The sequence below is a fragment of the Deinococcus seoulensis genome (assembly GCF_014648115.1).
Classification (GTDB): domain Bacteria; phylum Deinococcota; class Deinococci; order Deinococcales; family Deinococcaceae; genus Deinococcus; species Deinococcus seoulensis.
This window is the reverse complement of record NZ_BMQM01000024.1, coordinates 18565-38043: the sequence shown is the minus strand read 5'-3', so window position 1 is coordinate 38043 and position 19479 is coordinate 18565. Positions and strand designations below refer to the sequence as shown.

Below are 19479 nucleotides of genomic sequence, written 5' to 3'. Positions count from 1 at the left end.
ACCGTGACATCATTGATCTCCATTTTCCCCATCCGTCATCACGGCCCCGGCAGTGCGCGGTCGCTGGAGCACGCGCTGTCGCAGCTCAATCCGGACGTGGTGCTGGTCGAGGGGCCGTCCGATGCGGATTCCGTGCTGCCGTTCCTGGCGCTGGAGGACATGAAGCCGCCCGTGGCGCTGCTGGGCTACGTGAACGACGATCCGGCGCGGGCCTCATTCTGGCCGTTTGCGGCGTTCAGTCCGGAGTTCGTGGCGTTCCGCTGGGCGGCGCGGGCCGGGGCGGCGGCGCGGTTCATGGACCTTCCGGCATCGGTATCGCTGGCAGGCGAGCGCGAAGGTGACGAGGCGGATGATCTGCACAGCGATCCGCTCCGGGTGCTGGCGGAGGCGGCCGGGTACGCGGATTTCGAGCGGTGGTGGGAGACGCTGGTCGAGGCGCGCGGCGATGATTTCGACGTGTTCGAGGCCGTGAACGAGGCGATGCGGGCCGTGCGGGCGGACGCTCCGGCGGCGTCGGGCCGGGAGGCGGCGCGTGAGGCGTGGATGCGGCAGGCGATCCGCGCGGCCGTGAAGGGCGGGGCGGGGCGGGTGGCGGTGGTGTGCGGCGCGTGGCATGCACCCGCGCTGGACGTACAAGCCTTCAAGGCGAAGGACGACGCGGCGATCCTGAAGGGCCTGCCGAAGGCGAAGGTCACGCTGACCTGGGTGCCGTGGACGCACGGTCGCCTCAGCACGGGCAGCGGGTACGGGGCGGGCGTGCGGTCGCCGGGGTACTACCATCACCTGTTCACGACGCGGCGCGACGTGACGGAACGCTGGTTCGCGCGGGTGGCGCGGCTGCTGCGCGAACAGCGGCTGGAGGCGAGCAGCGCGTCCGTGATCGAGGCGACGCGGCTGGCGAACACCCTGGCGGCCCTGCGCGGGCGGGCGTTGCCGGGCCTGGATGAGCTGAACGAGGCGGCCCTGAGCGTGTTCGGCTGGGACAGTGACCTGCCGCTGCGCCTGATCGAGCGGCAACTGGTGGTCGGCGAGGCGCTGGGTGAGGTGCCGGACGGCGTGCCGACCGTGCCGCTGGCGCAGGATCTGGCAAAACTCCAGAAGCGGCTCCGGCTGAAGGTGCAGCCCGAGCAGATGGAGCTGACGCTGGACCTGCGGACGGACAACGATCTGGCCCGCTCGGTGCTGTTTCACCGCCTGAACCTGCTGGGCGTGCCGTGGGCGGCCGAGCGGTACGCGGGCGGGCGCGGCACGTTCAAGGAGGCGTGGGCGCTGGCCTGGAAGCCGGAGTTCAGTGTGCGGCTGGTCGAGGCGAGCCGCAGCGGACAGACCGTGCAGGACGCCGCGACGGCCGTGGCGACCGACGCCGCCCGGAACGCGGGCACCCTGACGGAACTCACGACGCTGCTGGAGGCCGTGCGCTACGCGGATCTGGAGGGCGCGCTGCCGGTGGCGCTGGCGGCGCTGGACGCGCGGGCAGCCGGGAACGCGGACGTGAGTGATCTGCTCGAAGCTCTGCCGCCCCTGGCGCGACTGGCGCGGTACGGGGACGTGCGCGGCCGGGAGGGCGAATCGAACGCCCTGGCCGGGGCGACGTTCCGGACGCTGCTCACGCGGGCGGGCGTGGGTCTGCCGCTGGCGGCGGTCGGAATCGCGGACGACGCGGCAGAGCTGCTGCGCGGCCACGTGAGCGGCGCGGACGCGGCGGTGCGGTTAATGGGCGACCCGGACGCCCTGACCGGCTGGCACGCGGCCCTGGATCGCCTCGCGGGCCGGGACGACACGCCCCCGCTGCTGCACGGGGATGCCGTGCGCCGCCTGCGGGACGCGTCCGTGCTGGACGGCGCGGAGGTGCAGCGCCGCCTGGGGCTGGCGCTGGGAGCGGGCGCGCCGACCGGGATCACGGCGTGGCTGGACGGTTTCCTGGGCGACAGCGGCGCCCTCCTGATCCACGACCCGGCGCTGCTGGCCCTGCTGGACGACTGGCTGACCGGCCTGGACGCGCCCGCGTTCCAGGGGACGCTGCCGCTGCTGCGGCGGGTGTTCTCCCGTTTCGAGAAACCCGAACGCCGCGCCATTGGCGAGTCCCTGCGCGGCGGGCGCACGGTGCGGGGCGCGGCACGCGAACTGAACGGGGAACGGGCGCTGCGGGTCGTGCCCGTGGTCCTGCGCCTGCTGGGGGTGACGGCATGACCCGGACCCTGTCGGGTCTGCCTGGGCCACTGAGGGCGGCGCGCCTCATTGTCGCTGGCGGCCCTGTGTGGCGGTCGCTACTGTGGAATTCCATGTCGATCCTGCCGGCCCCCACCACGCCAACCACTGCCGCTCCAACCACCGCTGCGCCAACCACCGATGCTCTAACCACTGCCGCGCCCCCCGCCCGCCCGACCTGCCCGCTGCCGCCTCGCCTGCCCGGAATCCGTGGATCGGCGGGGCGCTCCCTGACCCGCCTGCGGGTGGGGGTGGGTCTGGTGGCGGCGGCGCTGGGTGCAGCCCTGCCGGGCGCGGCGCAGGCGGCTCCGGTGGTGCTGGTCTACCATCAGGTGGGGGCGAGTGGCGGGGCGTCGCTGGGCATCGACCCGGACGCCCTGAACCGCCGGATCGAGACGCTGCGCCGCATGGGGTACCGCTTCGTGACGGCCAGCGAGGCGGCCCGCGCGCCCGCCAGTGAGCGGGTGGCGGTCATTCAGTTCGACGACGGGTTCGAGAGCGTGTACCGGCTGGCACTCCCGGTGCTGCGCGCCCAGGGGGTGCCCGGCACGGCGTACGTCATCTGGTCGCGGGTGGGGCAGCCCGGCTCTCTCAGCGCCGCGCAGGTGCAGGAACTCCGCGCGGCCGGGTGGGAGATCGGCGCGCACACCCACGCGCACGCGGCCCTCGCGGACCTGAGTCCCGCCGGTCTGCGGCGTGAACTGGCCGCGCCGGACCAGGAGACCGGTGACGCCGCGCCCCGCTGCGTGGCGTACCCCCTGAACCGCCAGGACGCGCGGGTGCGGCGCGAGGCCCGCCGTCAGGGGTTGCAGTGCGGCGTGGCGGGCGGCCCGCCGACGCTGGGCCGCGCGGACCCCATGGCCCTGCCGGCGCCCGCCATCACTCCCTGGGACGACTCGCTGCTGCCCATGCGGGTCCGCTGGGGCCTGGACGCCCGCGCGCCGCTGCTGCTGATGGGTGTCACGGCGCCCGCACTGGACGGCGTGCGCGGCGAGCATCCGGCCACCCGGCCGCCCCTGACCTGGAACCCGGCGCACTACGAGTTGCTCGGGAACGGGCTGATCAGCGCCGCGTGGCGCGGCGAGCGGGAAACCCGGCTGGCGTGGCGCGAAGGAGCCTGGAGCGTGAACGTGGCGGCCCGGCGTGGCGTCGGCCCGGAGAACGGCGCGTATACCGGGGCGGGCGTGGCGCTCAACGTGTCGCCGTTCACGCTGGCTGCCGGACTGGACAGCAGCGGTCCGTTGCTGGGCGGCGCGGTCGCGCTGGGCGGGTACGGCGAACTGTGGGGACGCGCCAGCCGCCTGCGGGACGAGTGGCAGTGGGGCTGGGGCGGCACGTTCATCCCGGCGGACTACTGGGTGGTCACGGCCGCGCACGACGCTGCGGGCACGCAGCTGGGCCTGCGGGCCGCCGTGCCCTGGCAGAGCGGGGAGGGCCGTCCGCTGCGGCTGGGCGGCGGGTACCGCTGGGGAGAGAAGCCCGGCCCGTTCGCGGAAGCCGAGTACCGGGTCGGCAGTTACGCGGTGACCGCCGAGCTGAGCGGCGACGCGAGCGGCGAGCGGCGCTTCGGGGTTAAGTTCACGTCCGTCTGGTAAGCCTGCGCAGAGCGCATGCCTGCGGACGCAGGACACCGTGAACGCAGGACACCGGGAACGCAGAGGGACCAGGAACGCAGGGGCAAAGGAGGCGGAAACACATGACGGACACGGGAGACACGGAAAGGCGGCGCCGCTGGCGGCTGGTGCTGGGCGGGGGAGACGCCGACGGGCTGGCGGGCGGCCCCGGCGAGGGCGCGCCGGTCAGTCTGGGCAGCCTGGACCGCCGGATGGACGACGCCCTGTCTGGCCTGTACGACGCGGACCCCGGTGCGCGCCGGGGCGGGCTGGGCGCGAGCGCCCCTAAGGTCGCGCGCTGGCTGGCGGACCTGCGCGAGTTCTTCCCGGCGGACGTGGTGCGTGTCTTGCAGGGCGACGCCATCGAACGCCTGGACCTGCAGCAACTGCTGTTCGAACCCGAGATGCTGGACGGCGTGGAACCGGACGTGAACCTCGTGGGAACGCTGCTGTCCCTGAAGGGCGTGATGCCCGGGCAGGCGAAGGACGCCGCCCGCGCCGTGGTGCGCCGCGTCGTGGATGACCTGACGCGCCGCCTGGAGGAACCCACGCGCGCCGCCGTGACCGGCAGCCTGAACCGCGCGCAGCGGAACTTCCGGCCCCGCCCGGCCGAGATCGACTGGGACCGGACGATCCGCGCGAACCTGAAGTCCTACCAGCCGGACCGGAACACCGTCATTCCCGAGCGGCTGGTCGGCATGGGCCGCCGGCGCCGCAGCCTGCGGGACATCGTGCTGTGCCTGGACCAGTCGGGCAGCATGGCGAGCAGCGTCGTGTACGCCGGGGTGTTCGGCGCGGTGCTGGCCAGCCTGCCGGCCGTCAGTACGCGCGTGGTGGTGTTCGATACGGAGGTCGCGGATCTCAGCGAGCACCTGGATGATCCGGTGGATGTCCTGTACGGCATTCAGCTGGGCGGCGGCACCGATATCAACCGGGCGCTCGCGTACTGCCAGGGGGTCATCCGGCGGCCCGAGCAGACCGTCATGGTCCTCATCAGTGACCTGTTCGAGGGCGGCGACGAACGCGAGATGCTGGCCCGCACCCGCACCCTCAAGGAGTCCGGCGTGAACGTCATCGCGCTGCTGGCCCTGTCGGACGACGGCGCGCCCAGTTACGATCACGGCGTGGCGCGTGCCTTCGCGGCGATGGGCATCCCGGCGTTCGCGTGCACGCCCGACCACTTTCCGGGCCTGATGGCCGCCGCCATCCGTGGCGACGACGTGGCCGCCTGGGCGGGCGAACTGGGACTCGTGGTGCGTGGGGGCGGCGTAGGCTGAGCGCATGAGGCTGAGCGAATGACGACCCGACCCGACCTGCACGGACCCGAACGGGTTCAGTCCGGCGCTGCGCCCCGCCTCGTGATCGCGGGCGGCAGCGGTTTCCTGGGGCGGGCCGTGGCGCGGCATTTCGCGGCGCAGGACTGGGACGTGGTGATCGTGTCGCGTTCGTGCCCGCCGGTGCCAACGCCGGGACGCTGGGTGCCCTGGGACGCGCTGAGGCAGGGCGGATGGGTGAGGGAACTGGACGGCGCGGCGGCCGTGCTGAACCTCGCGGGCCGCACCGTGAACTGCCGGTACACCGCGCAGAACATGCTGGACATCTACACCTCGCGCCTGGACAGCACGCGGGCGCTGGGGCGCGCTGTGGCCAGCGTGGACCGGCCGCCCGCCGTGTGGCTCAGCAGTTCCACCGCGACCTTCTACCGTGACGCCCGCGACCGCCCGCAGGACGAGGCCACCGGCGAGCGGGGCGAGGGGTTCAGCGTGGATGTCGCGACCCGCTGGGAGGACGCCCTGCACGAACTGAACCTGCCGCACACGCGCCGCGTGGCCCTGCGGACCGCCATGGTGTACGGCGTCGGTGCGGGCGGCATCATGGAAACCACGGACCGGGTCGTCCGGCTGGGTGGGGCCGGGCCGATGGCCGGGGGCGGGCAGTACGTGTCGTGGATTCACGAGCGGGACTTCTGCCGCGCCGCGCAGTTCCTGATCGGGGGTGACCTGTCCGGGCCGGTCAACGTGTGCGCCCCGCAGCCCCTGCCGAACGCCGGATTCCTGCGCGCCTACCGGCAGGCGTGGGGCGTGCCGCTCGGCGTGCCCTCTCCCGCGTTCCTGATCGGGCTGGGCGCAGCCGTCATGCAGTCCGAGGCGGAACTGCTGCTCAAGAGCCGCTGGGTGGTGCCGGAGCGACTGCTCGGCGCGGGCTTCACCTTCGAGTTCCCCGCCTGGCCGGGCGCGATCCGTGACCTGGTGGCCCGTGCGCGGCGCGAGGGGCACGCAGGGCGGTAGGGGGCCGCTGCGGGTGCGGTCAGTCCAGGGCGGTCAGTCCAGCGTGCAGTGCCAGCCGCCCGGCGTGCGCGTGACCCGGTCCACGGGCAGCGTGATGTCCACCCGGTCGTTCCTGACCTGCCACAGCCCGCCGGTGGTGTCGGGTTCCGGAAGGCCCCGTACCTCCAGCCGCGCGGTGCTCAGCAGGTCGTGGCCCTGAGCGAGGGCCGCCGCGCCGTGCAGATGCAGGTGCGCTCCGGAGCCCCTGACGGTCAGGAGGCGGGTGTGCAGTACGCGGTCGCCGTTCAGGGCGTGCAGGTTCATGGGGTCGAATCCCGTGACGTGCAGGCCGGACGTGGCCGTCACGGTCAGGTGATGCCCGTCCTGCGCGTGAAAGCTGTCGTCCAGTACCTGAAGGTGCCGGGCGTGACCCTGCGCGGCGTCCTGCGCGGCGGCCAGCAGGGAAGGAGTGGTGGCCGGAGTGATGCGCGCGTTCCCGGTTCGTTCGTCCAGCAGGGCGTGCAGGGGCGTGCCGGTCAGCGCGGCGGCCTGCCAGGGGGTGCCCGTGCGGTCCAGCAGGTGCGCCAGGGCCGCGCCGCTGTCGTAAGTCCAGGCCCGCGCGGTCTGCGTGGCGGCCTGCCCGGCGTTCAGGGTGGGCGGCACGTTCAGGAAGCGGGTTTCGACGTGCCGCGCGAGACCCTCGCGGGTTTCCATGCGGGTCTCGAACTGCCGGTGGTGATCCGCCAGCCGCGCGTGCCGTAGCGCCCGCCATGTCAGCGCGTCGCGGGCCGCTGCGTGCCAGTCTGTGTGGCAGTCGCGCTGGGTCAGGGCCAGCGCCAGTGCCGCCGTTTCCTCGGCGCGGGCGTGCAGCACGTCGGGGTCGCCTGCCGGGTACGTCAGGGCGGCCAGTTCGGCTGCCTCCCAGGCGACCGAGGGCGTCGCCTGCTGGTACACGTGAAAGGCCTCGTGAACCAGCACGGAGGCCAGCGTGGGGGCGTCCACGGCGCCCAGCGAGGGCAGCAGCACCCCGGCCGCGACCACGCCGCCCGGCAGGATCACAGCCGTGTTCGCGCCCAGCGCGGGGTGACGGCCGGGCCAGGACCAGTCGAAGCCGCCCCCGGGTGCCGGGGCGGGTGTCCAGCCGGTGTCGGCCGGGCGGGGGCCGCGCAGCCAGCTGCGCTGACCGTCGAAGATGACCAGTGGGATCGTTGCGGGCGTGAATCCCGGCCACAGCGGCGGGGCACGCCGCACGAGGTCACTGGCCCTGCTCAGCAGGTCGGCTGGAAGCATGGCCCATTCTCTGCTGCCGGGAGGGGTCCGGGCTGCCGGAGTTGCCACTGCCGGGGTGTTTGCATGGGGTGTTTGTATGGGGTGCTGGTGGAGGGATGACGGTGGGGTCTGCGCCAGCGGGGCGGCGTTCCTCGCGGCAGGGCCATGAACGCCAGAGAGGCTGGTGTCCGGAATAGCCGAACGTTTCCGGGTCGTTCTGGCAGGTACGCCAGAATCCGGTCGGTCGGACCGCCCGCACGCTTGCCGATCCGGGCAGGGGCGTGATACCTTTACGTTTGGCTTGTATCAAGCCTGGAGGTTGCGTGGCGAGACGAAAAATGCCGGAACAGCGGGAAAAGCGTAAGAAGGAAGAGTCCGATACCGTGCGGGCCGAGGGCGTCGTGGAGGAAGCACTTCCGAACACGACCTTCCGAGTGAAGCTCGATACAGGACACGATCTCCTGGCTTACATCAGCGGCAAGATGCGCATTCACTACATCCGCATCCTGCCCGGTGACCGTGTGGTTCTGGAAATCAGTCCGTACGACACGTCGCGCGGACGGATCGTCTACCGCAAGTAACCTGGGGCCGAAGTACCCATAGATTCCCCACCTGCCAGAGGTGGGAGGGGGGTCGAGCGCTGCCAGTCAGCCGCCCAGGATGGGGCGGGCCGGCGCGGCGGCGCGAGGAGGAAGCATGAAAGTTCGTAGCAGTGTCAAAAAGATGTGCGACAACTGCAAGGTGATCCGCCGCCACGGGCGCGTTCTGGTCATCTGCACCAACGTCAAGCACAAGCAGAGGCAGGGTTAAGCATGGCGCGTATTGCTGGCGTTGACCTGCCCCGCGAAAAGCGCGTCGAAATCGCGCTCACCTACATCTACGGCATCGGCCTGACCCGCTCCAAGGAAATCCTGGCGACCACCGGCATCAACCCGGACACCCGCGTCAAGACCCTCAGCGAAGCGGAACAGAGCACCCTGCGTGAAGCCATCGAGAAGACCTACAAGGTCGAAGGTGACCTCCGCAACGAAGTCGGTCAGAACATCAAGCGTCTGATGGACATCGGTGCCTACCGTGGCCTGCGTCACCGCCGCGGCCTGCCCGTGCGCGGCCAGCGCACCAAGACGAACGCCCGTACCCGCAAGGGGCCGCGCAAGACCGTCGCCGGCAAGAAGAAAGCGACGAGGAAGTAAGCCATGGCGAAGAGTACCAAAGGCAAGACCCCGCGCCGCGCCCGGCGCAACATCAGCGCTGGCCGCGCGTACGTGCACGCCAGCTACAACAACACCATCGTCACCATCACTGACCTCGACGGCAACTCCGTTGCCTGGAGCAGTGGCGGCACGATCGGCTACAAAGGCAGCAAGAAGGGCACGCCCTACGCTGCCCAGCTGGCCGCCGCCGACGCGGTGAAGAAAGCGCAGCAGACCTTCGGCATGAACATCGTCGACGTGATCGTGCGCGGTTCCGGCTCCGGCCGCGAGCAGGCCATCCGCGCCATCCAGGCCAGCGGGATCGAAGTGAAGTCCATCATGGACGACACCCCCGTCCCCCACAACGGCTGCCGCCCCAAGAAGAAGTTCCGCGCCTAAAGCGCACGCGCGCGCCCACCTGCCCCGCCTCCACCGCTCACCTCACGGTGACGTAAGCCTCACCACAGGCAACGGAGGCGGGCAACAGAGGGCCGCAGACCCGGCTGCACTTCACAGAAGTCGCGCCGCAAGGAGAGTTAAGACATGGGTCGTTTCCGTGGTTCCATCACCAAACAGAGCCGCCGCGAAGGCATCAACCTCGCGGAGACTGAAAAAGTCCAGAAGTACCTCGACCGCCGTCCCTACGCGCCCGGCCAGCACGGCCAGCGCCGTGGCCGTGGTCGCCCCAGCGACTACAGCGTCCGACTGCGTGAAAAGCAGAAACTCGCCCGCCTGTACGGCATGGGCGAGAAACAGTTCCGTAACCTCTTCGAGGAAGCGGCCAACGTTCCCGGCGTGACCGGCACCGTGTTCCTGCAGCTGCTCGAACGCCGCCTGGACAACGTCGTCTTCCGCATGGGCTTCGCCAGCACCCGCCGGCAGGCCCGTCAGTTCGTCGGCCACGGTCACATCCTGGTCAACGGCAAGAAGGTCGACATCGCCAGCTACCGCGTCAAGATCGGCGACGAGATCAGCGTGTCCGAACTCGGCCGCAAGATCGGCTTCATCCAGGAAAACATGGAAGCGCAGAAGCGCCGCCGCGTGAGCCCCTGGGTCGAACTGGACGCCGAGAACTTCAAGGGCACCTTCTCCCGCCTCCCCGCGCGTGAAGACCTCGCCCTGCCCATCAACGAGAACTTCATCATCGAGTACTACTCGCGCTAAATCAGGAGGCCCCAGTGGATCAAAAGCGCCCTCAACTCAAGGCCCGCGTGGACGGCGATTACGGCGAGTTCGTCCTGGAACCGCTCACGCGCGGTTACGGCGTCACCATCGGGAACCCCATCCGGCGCATCCTGATGTCCTCGATCCCCGGTACCGCTGTCACCAGCGTGTACATCGAGGACGTCCTGCACGAGTTCTCCACGATTCCTGGCGTTAAGGAAGACGTGATTCAGATGATCCTGAACCTCAAGGAGCTCGTCGTGAAATTCCACGCGAGCGGCCCCAAGACCCTCACCCTGCGAGCGCAGGGCGAAGGCGTCGTGCGGGCCAGCGCCTTCGAGGTCCCCAGCGACGCTGAAATCGTCAACCCCGACCTGGTGATTGCCAACCTCGCAGAGGACGGCAAACTGGTCATGGAAGTGCGCGTCGAGGAAGGCGAAGGTTACGTTCCCGCCGACAAGCACGCCACCAAGGACCGCATCAACTCGATCCCGGTGGACGCCGTGTTCTCCCCGGTGCGCCGCGTGGCGTACCACGTGGAAAACACCCGCGTCGGTCAGCAGACCGACCTGGACCGCCTGATCCTGCGCGTCTGGACCGACGGTAGCGTCGGACCCCAGGACACGCTGGACAAGGCCGTGGAAATCCTCCGTGACGAACTCACGGTGTTCGGCAACGTCGAGGCCCTCCCGGCCGTGACGCCCGAGTACCAGCAGCCCGTCTACACGCCCGCCGCTCCCGCAGCGCCCAACGTGTACGACCTGCCCCCCCAGAACTCCACACTGAACCTGAACCCCGGCGATTACCCCGCCGAGATGGACTCACCCCGCGTGACCCTCGAAGGGCTGGGTCTCACGACCCGCGTGCTGCACTCCCTCAAGGAAGAAGGCATCGACAGCGTGGACGCCCTGTGCGCCCTCTCCGACCGCGACCTGAAAAAGGTCCCCGGTATCGGCGAGCGCAGCCTGGACGAAATCAAGCAGCAACTCGCCCAGTTCGGCCTCGCCCTGCGCGACTGAGCCGACTGACCCCAAAGGAGAATCACCATGCGTCACGGTAAATCCGGTCGCAAGCTCAACCGCAACAGCAGCGCCCGCACCGCCCTGGCCCGCGCCCAGGCGACGGCACTGCTGCGTGAAGGTCGCATCCAGACGACCCTCACCAAGGCCAAGGAGCTTCGCCCCTACGTCGAGAAACTGATCACCACCGCCAAGGGCGGCGACCTGCACGCCCGCCGTCTGGTGGCCCGCGACATCCACGACAACGACGTGCTGCGTAAAGTCATGGACGAAGTGGCCCCCAAGTACGCCGAGCGTCCCGGTGGCTACACCCGCATCCTGCGCGTCGGCACCCGCCGCGGTGACGGCGTCACCATGGCCCTGATCGAACTCGTCTGATCGACCGACCTGTCCGAGCCTGACCCCGCCCCAGTGGCGGGGTTTTGCGTTGCCGCGTTGGGGTTGCCGCGCCACCAGGGCGGCTCGCGGCAGGCGGGAATGGAAGGAGGGCGCACAGGGGGGCCAGGACGTCCATAGGGAACGTACGTCCTGGCCCCCTTCCGTCCGGTCGGTCGTCTACGGCCCCTCGGTGTAGATGCGGCTGGTGAAGTAGTACTTCTGCATCAGCAGCTTACCCAGCGCCACAGTCGGCACGGCCAGCAGCGCGCCCACGAAACCCAGCAACCCCACGCCCACCAGGATCGCCAGCAGCACCGTGACGGGGTGCAGGTCCGTGGTCTTGGACAGGATGTACGGACTCAGGAAATTCCCCTCGATCTGGTTGGCCGCCACGAACACCACGATCACAAAGATGATCTTCAGCAGCGCGCCCGGCATGGTCAGCGCCAGCAGGATCGCCGGGGTCGCCCCGATGATCGGCCCCAGGTACGGCACGATGTTGAACGCGCCCGCCAGGAACCCGATGGCGGCCGCGCTGGGAATGCCCACGATCATCAGGCCCAGCCACACGAACACCCCGATGAACGTGGCGATCACCAGTTGCCCGCGCACGTACCCGCCGACGGCCGTGCCGATCAGTTCACTGACCTCCAGCACGCGCGGCTGCCAGGGGCGTGGGAACACGCCCAGCAGCGTGGCGTTCACGCGGCTGTAATCGAGCATCAGGTAGATGCTCAGCAGCAGGATCAGCAGGATCTGCCCCAGCACCCCCCCGATGGACAGCAGTCCGCTGAGGATCGACCCGGTAGAGTTCAGTCCCTGTTGCAGGATCGGCACGAGGTTCTGCCCGAGGTTCTGCACGTACTCCTGCGCCGACTCGATGATGCTGGCGCGCGTGCCGTCCAGCCCGGTCACGCCCTTGCTGCTCAGCCAGGAGGTCGCGCGGTCCAGCGTGTCGCCCAGCGTGCCGATCTGCTCCGGAAGCTTCTGGATCAGTGTGACCAGCTGCCCCGACACGGTCGCCAGGAGTGCCCCGGCCAGCGTGAACAGGCCCAGGAAGACCAGCACCACGAAGAACACACCCAGCCCCCGCTTGACCCGCCCGCGCACCAGCCAGTTCAGCAGCGGATTGGCCAGGTAGGCGATCAGGAACGCCACGGCGAAATCGACGATGACCGTGCGGATCTGCCCGCTCAGCCGGTACAGCAGGTACCCGGCGATCAGGAACACGATCAACCGGACCCAGGGGCTTCGCCAGGCGTACTGGAAGGCGTTCAGGGAAGGCGCAGCGGGCGGGGGAGGGGATGGAGTCACGGTCCTCTCAATCTACGCCACTCCATCTATGCCACGTGCCCTGCGGCCGCGCGGGCGGGGAGGCTGACCGTCTGTTCATGCACCGGCCCCAAACCACCAGCCCCCAAACCAACCCCGGAACGGCGGAAGGCGCACGGCGATCATGCCGGTGCGCCTTCAGAAGGGCAGTCAGGTGGCCGGTTCAGAACTGCCGGGTCACGACCTGCCCGGCCTGCCCGAGGCTGGCGGGGGCCGCGCCGTTCACGCTGACCTTCACGGCCCCGGCGTTCCCGGTGCGGATGGTCACGCCTTTCGGGAAGCCCTTGACGCTCCCGGCGGGCGGCGTGCCCTCGTACAGCACCCGTCCCGAGCTGTCGGTCACGCGGGTCCAGGAGGCCCCGGCGAAGGTGACGGTCACGGGCTGCGCCGGCTTGGCGGCCGGTGTGGTGGCCTTGGGCGCGGAGGTCGCGGCAGGTTTCGCGCTGGCGGGCGTGGTCGCGGCGGGTGTCCCGGTGGTCTGCTTGGTGACCAGATCCGTCAGGGTGCTGGCCTTCCCGCTGGGGTTCAGCTGGGCGCGCAGGTTGCGGCTGCGGCTCAGGTCCACCGTCTGCTTCAGGGGGGTGCGCCCTGCGAACTCCACGCGCAGTTGCGCGTTCCGGCGGGCGTCCACCGGGAACGACCGGACGGGCGTGACGCCCAGGTCGCGGTTGTCGAGGTACACCTGCGCGCCGCTGGGCACGCTGCTGACGCTCAGGCGCACCGTGACTACCGGGGCCGGCGTGGGGTCCGCCGCTGCCGGTGCGGGCGTGCCCGTGGTGACCGGCGCGGGTTTCAGGAAGGCGCTGTACGCGTAGTACCCGCCGGCACCCAGCACGATCAGTGCCGTCACGACGCCCGTGATCAGCGCGGGATTCAGGCCCCCGGCGCGCGCTGCTGCGGGGGTGGCGGTCGCGGCACTCCTGACTGCCGGGCCGCGCAGGGCCTGCGAGGCCTCGGCGGGCACGCTGCGGTCGAATTCGGCCAGCAGCGGGGCCGGGTCGAGGTTCAGTTCCCGCGCGTAGCGTTGCAGGTACGACCGGGCGAAGGTGCGTTCCGGCAGGAGACTGGTGTTGCCTTCTTCCAGGGCCCGGAGGTAATCCCCGCGAATCTTGGTTCGCAGGGCCACGTCCTGGGTGGTGAGCCCCTGGGTTTCACGGGCCTGTTTCAGCGCGGCGCCAAAGCTCATATCCGTTACCCTACACGCTTCGGTGCGTCCGCGTGGCGCGGGGCGGGTGCGCCCTCAGCCGTCATAGGGCGTCCCGAGGGCCTTGGGTGCGCGGCTGCGGCCCGTGAAGATCAGCGCGACGATCGTGATCAGGTACGGCAGCGCCTGCACCAGCGTGGGCGGCAGCAGGTCCGTGCTGCCCAGCGCGATACTCAGGGCCTGCAGGAACCCGAACAGCACGGTCGCGGCCAGCACGCCCAGCGGTTTCCACTGCCCGAAGATCAGCGCGGCCAGCGCGATGAAGCCGCCCCCGGCGCTGATGTTCCGCACGTACGAGTCGAGGTTCCCGATGCTCAGGAACACCCCGGCCGTGCCGGCCAGCATGCCGGACAGGATCACGGCGACGTAGCGCATGCGGCGCACGTTCACGCCCATGCTGGCCGCCGCGCCCGGCTGCTCGCCCGTGGCGCGCAGGCGCAGCCCGAACGGCGTGCGGTACATCACGTACCACGTGACCGCCACCGCCAGGAACGCGAAGTACACGGGCGGCGAGAAGCGCAGTTCCCCCACGCCCCACAGCGGCAGGGCCTTCTCGACCTTGGGGCTCTCGTTCGACACGCCGTACAGCGCGGTCAGCAGCACGGCAGGCACGCCGCTGGCCAGCAGGTTGATGGCCGTGCCGCTGATCACCTGATTGGCGCGGTACTTGATGCTCAGGACCGCGTGAATCCAGGCGATCAGGCCGCCGACCAGCATGCCGCAGATCCACCCGGCCCAGGGCGCGGCGGCGCCCAGCGACGGTCCCAGCAGCTGCGTACTGACCGCCCCGGCCAGCGCGCCGAAGATGATCAGGCCGTCCAGGGCGATGTTCACCACGCCGCTGCGTTCGCTGAACAGGCCGCCCAGCGCGGTCAGCAGCAGCGGCACCAGACTGCGGATGAAGGTGGCCAGGAAGGCCGTGGTCAGAAGTTGATCGAACAGACCGTCCATTACTTGTCACCTTCCCGCTTGATCTCTTCACTGCTCTGCGCGACGTTCGGCAGCGGCGTGCCGCGTTCCAGATGCGCGGCCGAGGCGTCCAGCTGCGCCTGCTCGGGCTTCCCGTTGCGGTCGGTCTCGGCGACCAGTTGCGGGGGTGGCGGCTCGGTCACGCGGCGACTCAGGAAGCCCCCGGCGGCGATGAACAGCACGATCAGGGCCTTGAGGATCGTCACGATGTCGTTGTTGACCTTGTCGAGTTTCTGCTGCACGTTGATGCTGCCGGTGTCGATGGTCCCGAACAGCACGCTGGACGCCACCACGCCCGCCGGGGTGCTCTGACCCATCAGCGCGACCGCGATGCCGTCGAAGCCCACGTTGACCGGGGTGTTCAGGGTCAGGCGGTACTCGTTGAGCGCCCCGCCGTTCACGTAATGCGTGCCCGCCAGGCCCGCGAAGGCCCCGGCGATGGTCATGGCCAGGATGGTGCCGCGCGCCACGCTGATCCCGCCGTACTCGGCGGCCTTGGGGGACAGGCCCACGGCGCGTAGCGCGTACCCGGTCGCGGTGCGCCACATCAGCGTGCCGAACAGCGCCACGCAGGCCAGGGCGATCAGGAACGAACCGTTCAGGCGGCTGCCGGTCACGTCGACCGGAATCCCGACGCGCCAGGTCACGGCGGCCAGCACGATGGCGGCGGCCCCGGCGATCAGGCTGGCGTTCTTCACGCGGCCCCGCAGCAGCGGGCGGCCCACGAAGAACACGACCGCCGCGACCAGCAGGCCGATGCTGACGGCCGTCTGCCCGTCCCTGCCGACGTTCAGGATGTCCAGCAGCGGCGGCAGGCGCGAGCCTTCCTGAAGCAGCTGGCTCTGCGGGTTGGAGCCTTCGGCCTTGAACGGCTGGGTGTACGTGCGGCCCAGGAACGGGAAGGAGTCACTGCCGATCATGAACACGAAAATCGACGACGCGACGTAGTTCAGCATGATCGTGTTGATGACCTCGCTGGACCCGAAGCGCGCCTTGAGCAGGCCCGGAATGGCCCCCCACAGCGCGCCCCCGGCCGCGGCGGCCAGTACCGACAGCGGCAGCAGGCCCCAGCCCAGGCTGGCCGGGCCGTACACGCCGACCAGCATCGCGCCGATGGCGCCCATGGTCAGCTGGCCCGGCGCGCCGATGTTGAACAGGCCTGTGCGGAACGCGAAGGCCACGCTCAGACCCGTGAAGATCAGCGGCGTGGCGATCTTCAGGCTGTCCAGCAGCGGTCCGAACGCCGTGACCGGCGCGAACAGCGTGGAGTACACGAAGTACACCAGGTCGGCCTTGGCCATCCAGACGTTCCAGAGGGTCAGGGGCAGGCCGCTCTCGTTCACGGCGGGCTGCACGATCAGGACCACGAGCGCCCCGACCAGCACGGCCAGCCCGATGGCGGCCGCCGGGACCAGCAGCCCGCGCAGGCGGTTGAACAGCGCCCACACGCGCGCCGACTGGCTCAGGCCGGCACCGGCCGCGATCAGGCCCGCCAGGGCCGGGAGGAACAGGCCCAGGTTCATGCCGCCGCTGCTGTAGAAGTTCCGCAGTTGCCGCTTGGCGCCGGGACGCAGGGCGGTGTCGGCCGAGATGCGGTTGATCTCCTCGTTCAGGGCGCCGCCCAGCGTGAACACGGAGGCCACCGCCAGCGCGAAGGCCAGCAGGCCCGTGATCCAGAACCAGCGTTGCCGGGTGACGGCCCCGACCAGCGTGGCGACCAGCGAGGCCAGCGTGGCCCAGGCCAGGGCAAGGGCGGTGCCCGTGGGTGGAAGGGGAGCTTCCTGACTGGAAGAAAGGTTCATGACGGAACCGCTGATGTGCAGCAGAATGGCGTCGGCACTGAAACCGCGGCCCAGGGTGGCCAGCGGGGCCAGCAGCATCCCTGCAATCGCGACCGCGCAGGCAATCAGCGCGATGCGAGCCGCGTCCCCGGAGGGGCGTGAGTGAGAAACGTGGGTCACCGGAGCATTGTACGTGGTTCAGACAACTTCGGGACAGCGCCGCCCGCGCGGCGACGGGTGACCGGCAGGGGGGGAGGGCGCCCACCGCCCACTGCCCACCCGCGCGGCCGGGACACGCGGCCCCACACGCCGGCAGTTCCCGCCTGCTATGCTCCGGGACAGTATGGAACGCACTTTTGCCATGATCAAACCCGACGGCGTCCGCCGTGGCCTGACCCCCGAAATTCTCGCCCGCATCCAGCGTAAGGGCTACCGCGTGGTGGGCCTCAAGCAGATGGTCATCTCCCGCGAGACCGCCGAAGCGCACTACGGCGAGCACAAGGAGCGCCCCTTCTTCGGTGAACTGGTGGACTTCATCACGGGCGGACCCGTGGTCGCCATCGCCCTTGAAGGCGAGAACGCCATCGCCGGCTGGCGCGGCATGATGGGCGCCACCAACCCCGCAAGCGCCGCGCCCGGCACCATCCGCGCCGACTTCGCCACCACCATGGGCGAGAACGTCACGCACGGCAGCGACAGCAGTGAAAGCGCCGCGCGCGAACTGGCCCTGTTCTTCGCCGAGGGCGAACTGCTCGCCTGAGCGTTCCCGCCCCGCACGCGCCCCGGCCGGTCTGACTGGTCGGGGCGCCGCTGTATCATCACGGGGCTTCCCTGCCGGTTCACCTTCACTGCCGCCTCTGCCCCCGCCCCCGTCTTTCTCTGCGTTTCCACCGGGCCGACTGGACTTCACTGCCCATGACTGACCCCGCATGACCGGACCCGACGCATGACGCTGCCCCGCCCGACCCCGCCTGCCTCCACGCTGCCGCAACGCCTGCACCGCAGCCGCCTGTTCGCGGTGTACATCGCCAGTCTCGCGTACGTGCTGTACGCCGTCCTGACCGCCCTGATCGACCCGCCGCCCGACGGGTTCCCGGTCGGATACCAGATTCCCAAGTACTGGGCGGTGCTGGTCTCGCTGACCACCGCGCTGGCCACCCTGACCTTCCCGCAGCGCGTGCAGGCCATCTACGCCGTCACCAGCGTTGGGTACCTGATCGTGTCCACCAGCGAGATTCCGCGCGCCATCGGCTGGGGCGAGATGCCCATGCACCTGACCCTGTGGCTGATGCTGAACGTGATCGTGTCGTACCTGGTGTTCGGGTCACGGTACGGCACCGCCGTGAACATCCTGAGCGTGGCCGTCATGATGACCTCCGTGCTGCTCAACGGCCCCATCGACCCGCCCAACCTGGCGGACTGGGCGACGGCCAGCATCGCCATCGGCACGGCGGGCCTCCTGGCGTACCTCCTGACGGCCTTCATCGAACGGAACCTCGACCAGCACCAGCTGGACAGCGAACGCCTGCGCGCCGCCCGCCTGGACGCCCTGACCGAGGTGTACGGACGCGGCGCGATCGAGGAGGAATTCGAACGGGCCCTCGGCGCGGCCCAGTGCGGCGGGACGCCCCTGAGCGTCATCGTGACCGACATCGACCACTTCAAACGCGTGAACGACGAGTACGGCCACGCCGCCGGGGACGACGTGCTACGCGCCTTCGGTAAGCGGCTGCGCCGCAGCGTCAGCGGCGGGGGCGGCCTGGTGGGCCGCTGGGGCGGCGAGGAATTCATCGTGCTGCTGCCCGGCGTCGCCCGGACCGACGCGCAGGCCATCGCCGAGCGGTTGCGCGGCGAGATCAGCGCCGAACCCGTGGCGGGCCTGACCATCACCGCCAGTTTCGGCGTGGCCGGACAGCGGGACGCCGACACGACCACCAGCATGTTCAGCCGCGCCGACAGCGCCCTGTACGACGCCAAACGCGCCGGACGCAACGCCGTGCGCTGACCCGCCGCGCGTTGAACCCTGGCCCTCAGGGCTGCGCGAAGGCGCCCAGCAGCGCCGGTTCCACCTGCGTGGCGTACGAGCGGGTCAGGACCTTCAGGTCGCCGCTGCGCGTGATGATCACGGTGTCCCGCAGGCGCGACCCTGCTGCCGGGCGCAGCCCCGGCCCCTGATCGGTCTGCACGGCCCGCGCGTCCGGCCCGGCGAGGTCACGCGCCGTGAAACCCGGTCCCTGAATCTCCAGCATCCAGGTCATGGGGCGCGCGTCACTGTCGTACTGAATCGTGACCTGCCGCGCGTCGAACGGCACCTTCTCCCGCCACGCGGCGCGCCGCAGGCCGCCCGGCACGCGCGCCTTGTCCTGCGACTGCGCGTCGAACGACCCGGTCGCCGTGAACAGCACCCGCGCCACCAGATCCTCGCCGCCCGCGCTCTGGCCGCCCGCCGCGCCGCTGCCCGCCTGCGCGCCCGGCCGGCAGCCCACCAGCGTCAACGCCAGCAGCGCCGGGAGCAGCTTCAGCATCAGGGCCACCGTGCGGCCCACGCCGTGCGGGGCGTGCGGTCGGGAATCATGCAGGCTGGAGGCAACGGCGTTCATACCGCTGAAGCTACACCCGCCGCCGGGGGGCATCTGCCTGTCCCGTCACGCCCGCGCACCCGCTATGGTGGCCGGGTATGGCCGCCCATCAGGTTCTGCTGCTGCTGACCGGCACGCTGCTGGCCGCCCTGCTGACCCTGGGCCTGTCCCTGCAACGCCGCTGGTGGGCAGGCGTGGGCCGCGCCCCCCATCACGTCCTGTTCTTCCTGGTGTGCGCGGCCCTGACCGTCAGCGCGGGGCTGGCGTGGCGGGCGGGCGCGGCCGCCTGGGCGCTGCTGCCCGCCCTGATCCTGCTGCTGAGCATGCCCCGCACCCGCCCCGGCCGCGCTGATCACTGGCAGCGGGCGCTGGCCTGCGCCGCCGCGTTCCTGACCGGCACGCTGATCGCATGGGGCGCACCGGGACGCTGAAGCCGGACCGTTGAGGCTGGGTGTTCTAAGCTGACCGGCATGAGTTCTGCCGATTCCACCCCCGAGAGTGCC

At 70.4% G+C, this 19479-nt stretch carries 20 protein-coding genes; 14 read left to right on the top strand and 6 right to left on the bottom strand.

Going from position 1 to position 19479, the window contains the following annotated elements:
- Positions 1-3 precede the first annotated feature (3 nt).
- From IEY70_RS15390 to IEY70_RS15375, 4 genes are all read left to right on the top strand, one after another.
- The gene (locus IEY70_RS15390) at positions 4-2190 is read left to right on the top strand and encodes a DUF5682 family protein (RefSeq protein WP_189065916.1); all 2187 of its coding nucleotides are present in this window, start codon (positions 4-6) and stop codon (positions 2188-2190) included.
- A 92-nt stretch (positions 2191-2282) separates the two neighbouring features.
- Entirely contained in the window at positions 2283-3803 is a 1521-nt protein-coding gene (locus IEY70_RS15385) for a polysaccharide deacetylase family protein (RefSeq protein WP_189065915.1), read from the top strand.
- Between the two features lie 101 nt (positions 3804-3904).
- On the top strand, positions 3905-5098 hold the full coding sequence (locus IEY70_RS15380) for a VWA domain-containing protein (protein WP_189065914.1): 1194 nt from the start codon (positions 3905-3907) through the stop codon (positions 5096-5098).
- Positions 5099-5116: 18 nt separating this feature from the next.
- Entirely contained in the window at positions 5117-6109 is a 993-nt protein-coding gene (locus IEY70_RS15375) for an epimerase (protein WP_189065913.1), read from the top strand.
- Between the two features lie 33 nt (positions 6110-6142).
- On the opposite strand, the gene IEY70_RS15370 is transcribed toward IEY70_RS15375, so the two are convergent.
- Positions 6143-7378, bottom strand: coding sequence for a hypothetical protein (locus IEY70_RS15370; RefSeq protein ID WP_189065912.1), 1236 nt, complete (start codon positions 7376-7378; stop codon positions 6143-6145).
- A 317-nt stretch (positions 7379-7695) separates the two neighbouring features.
- Here IEY70_RS15370 and infA point away from each other — a divergent pair, with 317 nt between their 5' ends.
- From infA to rplQ, 7 genes are all read left to right on the top strand, one after another.
- Positions 7696-7938 carry a translation initiation factor IF-1 gene (infA, locus tag IEY70_RS15365; protein ID WP_019012076.1) on the top strand — a complete coding sequence of 81 codons (243 nt, stop codon included), beginning with the start codon at positions 7696-7698 and terminating at the stop codon, positions 7936-7938.
- Between the two features lie 115 nt (positions 7939-8053).
- The gene (gene rpmJ, locus IEY70_RS15360; protein WP_019012075.1) at positions 8054-8167 is read left to right on the top strand and encodes a 50S ribosomal protein L36; all 114 of its coding nucleotides are present in this window, start codon (positions 8054-8056) and stop codon (positions 8165-8167) included.
- A 2-nt stretch (positions 8168-8169) separates the two neighbouring features.
- Positions 8170-8550, top strand: a complete 381-nt coding sequence (rpsM, locus tag IEY70_RS15355) for a 30S ribosomal protein S13 (protein ID WP_189065911.1) — start codon at positions 8170-8172, stop codon at positions 8548-8550.
- A 3-nt stretch (positions 8551-8553) separates the two neighbouring features.
- Positions 8554-8949 carry a 30S ribosomal protein S11 gene (gene rpsK / locus IEY70_RS15350; RefSeq protein WP_046843186.1) on the top strand — a complete coding sequence of 132 codons (396 nt, stop codon included), beginning with the start codon at positions 8554-8556 and terminating at the stop codon, positions 8947-8949.
- 144 nt (positions 8950-9093) lie between these two features.
- On the top strand, positions 9094-9714 hold the full coding sequence (gene rpsD, locus IEY70_RS15345; protein ID WP_055362796.1) for a 30S ribosomal protein S4: 621 nt from the start codon (positions 9094-9096) through the stop codon (positions 9712-9714).
- Positions 9715-9728: 14 nt separating this feature from the next.
- Entirely contained in the window at positions 9729-10733 is a 1005-nt protein-coding gene (locus IEY70_RS15340) for a DNA-directed RNA polymerase subunit alpha (protein WP_189065910.1), read from the top strand.
- Between the two features lie 27 nt (positions 10734-10760).
- The gene (rplQ, locus tag IEY70_RS15335) at positions 10761-11111 is read left to right on the top strand and encodes a 50S ribosomal protein L17 (protein ID WP_055362798.1); all 351 of its coding nucleotides are present in this window, start codon (positions 10761-10763) and stop codon (positions 11109-11111) included.
- Between the two features lie 177 nt (positions 11112-11288).
- Here the strand turns inward: rplQ and IEY70_RS15330 are convergent, their stop codons facing one another.
- The 4 genes from IEY70_RS15330 to IEY70_RS15315 form a co-directional block, all read right to left on the bottom strand.
- Positions 11289-12425, bottom strand: coding sequence for an AI-2E family transporter (locus tag IEY70_RS15330; RefSeq protein WP_189065909.1), 1137 nt, complete (start codon positions 12423-12425; stop codon positions 11289-11291).
- A gap of 181 nt (positions 12426-12606) precedes the next feature.
- Positions 12607-13629: a helix-turn-helix domain-containing protein gene (locus IEY70_RS15325; RefSeq protein ID WP_189065908.1), complete on the bottom strand. Its 1023-nt coding sequence runs from the start codon at positions 13627-13629 to the stop codon at positions 12607-12609.
- A 54-nt stretch (positions 13630-13683) separates the two neighbouring features.
- Positions 13684-14598 carry an ABC transporter permease gene (locus tag IEY70_RS15320; RefSeq protein WP_189065907.1) on the bottom strand — a complete coding sequence of 305 codons (915 nt, stop codon included), beginning with the start codon at positions 14596-14598 and terminating at the stop codon, positions 13684-13686.
- Positions 14598-16577, bottom strand: a complete 1980-nt coding sequence (locus IEY70_RS15315; protein WP_189065906.1) for an ABC transporter permease — start codon at positions 16575-16577, stop codon at positions 14598-14600. The genes IEY70_RS15320 and IEY70_RS15315 overlap by 1 nt, the downstream gene beginning before the upstream one ends.
- A gap of 163 nt (positions 16578-16740) precedes the next feature.
- On the opposite strand from IEY70_RS15315, the gene ndk reads away from it, so the two are divergent.
- Together ndk and IEY70_RS15305 are read left to right on the top strand one after the other, a co-directional pair.
- A complete protein-coding gene (gene ndk, locus IEY70_RS15310) occupies positions 16741-17157 on the top strand; it encodes a nucleoside-diphosphate kinase (protein ID WP_189065905.1) in 417 nt (138 codons plus the stop codon).
- Positions 17158-17343: 186 nt separating this feature from the next.
- Entirely contained in the window at positions 17344-18402 is a 1059-nt protein-coding gene (locus IEY70_RS15305; RefSeq protein ID WP_189065904.1) for a GGDEF domain-containing protein, read from the top strand.
- A gap of 25 nt (positions 18403-18427) precedes the next feature.
- Here the strand turns inward: IEY70_RS15305 and IEY70_RS15300 are convergent, their stop codons facing one another.
- Entirely contained in the window at positions 18428-18997 is a 570-nt protein-coding gene (locus tag IEY70_RS15300) for a hypothetical protein (RefSeq protein WP_229777971.1), read from the bottom strand.
- A 77-nt stretch (positions 18998-19074) separates the two neighbouring features.
- Between IEY70_RS15300 and IEY70_RS15295 the strand changes: the two genes are divergently transcribed.
- Positions 19075-19407 (top strand): hypothetical protein, encoded by a 333-nt coding sequence (locus IEY70_RS15295; protein WP_189065903.1) that lies wholly within the window; start codon positions 19075-19077, stop codon positions 19405-19407.
- Positions 19408-19479 lie beyond the last annotated feature (72 nt).